This window comes from Symbioplanes lichenis (assembly GCF_030709675.1).
Taxonomy (GTDB): domain Bacteria; phylum Actinomycetota; class Actinomycetes; order Mycobacteriales; family Micromonosporaceae; genus Actinoplanes; species Actinoplanes lichenis.
In genome coordinates this window covers 1-1,498 of record NZ_JAUZQD010000048.1, presented here as the reverse complement: position 1 = coordinate 1,498, position 1,498 = coordinate 1, and the positions used below count along the sequence as shown (strand labels likewise).

Annotated in this window: 1 rRNA gene; it reads right to left on the bottom strand. The window is 56.5% G+C overall.

The features are described from left to right. Window positions 1–3 precede the first annotated feature (3 nt). A 23S ribosomal RNA gene (locus tag RAN62_RS40985) occupies window positions 4–1,498 on the bottom strand; the annotation flags it as partial.

Here is a 1,498-nt window from a genome sequence, read left to right as displayed (position 1 = left end):
AGGGTGGTTAAGCCCTCGGCCTATTAGTACCGGTCAACTGAACCAGTTACCTGGCTTACATCTCCGGCCTATCAACCCAGTCGTCTAGCTGGGAGCCTTACCCACTCAAGGTGGTGGGATACCTCATCTCGAAGCGAGCTTCCCGCTTAGATGCTTTCAGCGGTTATCCCTTCCGAACGTAGCCAACCAGCCGTGCCCCTGGCGGGACAACTGGCACACCAGAGGTTCGTCCGTCCCGGTCCTCTCGTACTAGGGACAGCCCTTCTCAAGTATCCAACGCGCACGGCGGATAGGGACCGAACTGTCTCACGACGTTCTAAACCCAGCTCGCGTACCGCTTTAATGGGCGAACAGCCCAACCCTTGGGACCTGCTACAGCCCCAGGATGCGACGAGCCGACATCGAGGTGCCAAACCATCCCGTCGATATGGACTCTTGGGGAAGATCAGCCTGTTATCCCCGGGGTACCTTTTATCCGTTGAGCGACACCGCTTCCACACGCAAGTGCCGGATCACTAGTCCCGACTTTCGTCCCTGCTCGACCCGTCAGTCTCACAGTCAAGCTCCCTTATGTACTTACACTCAACACCTGATTGCCAACCAGGCTGAGGGAACCTTTGGGCGCCTCCGTTACCCTTTAGGAGGCAACCGCCCCAGTTAAACTACCCACCAGACACTGTCCCTGGACCCGATCAGGGCCCGAAGTTAGATACCCAAATCCAACAGAGTGGTATTTCAAGATTGCCTCCACCCGAACTGGCGTCCGAGCTTCACCGGCTCCCACCTATCCTACACAATTACATTCAGATACCAATGTCAAGCTATAGTAAAGGTCCCGGGGTCTTTCCGTCCTGCCGCGCGTAACGAGCATCTTTACTCGTACTGCAATTTCGCCGGGCCTGTGGTTGAGACAGTGGGGAAGTCGTTACGCCATTCGTGCAGGTCGGAACTTACCCGACAAGGAATTTCGCTACCTTAGGATGGTTATAGTTACCACCGCCGTTTACTGGCGCTTAAGTTCTCCGCTTCGCCCTTACGAGCTGACAGGTCCCCTTAACGTTCCAGCACCGGGCAGGCGTCAGTCCATATACATCGTCTTACGACTTCGCATGGACCTGTGTTTTTAGTAAACAGTCGCTTCCCCCTGCTCTCTGCGGCCATACCACGCTCCACCCGCACGGGGCTTCACGCGTCCGGCCCCCCTTCTCCCTAAGTTACGGGGGCAATTTGCCGAGTTCCTTAACCACAGTTCGCCCGTCGCCTCGGTATTCTCTACCTGACCACCTGTGTCGGTTTAGGGTACGGGCCGCTCGAAACATCGCTAGAGGCTTTTCTCGACAGCATAGGATCACTGACTTCACCTGAATCGGCTCGGCATCACGTCTCACCCTCCATGCGATCCGGATTTGCCTAGATCGCGGGCTACACGCTTACCCCAGGACAACCACCGCCTGGGACCAGCTACCTTCCTGTGTCACCCCATCGCTAAACTACTACC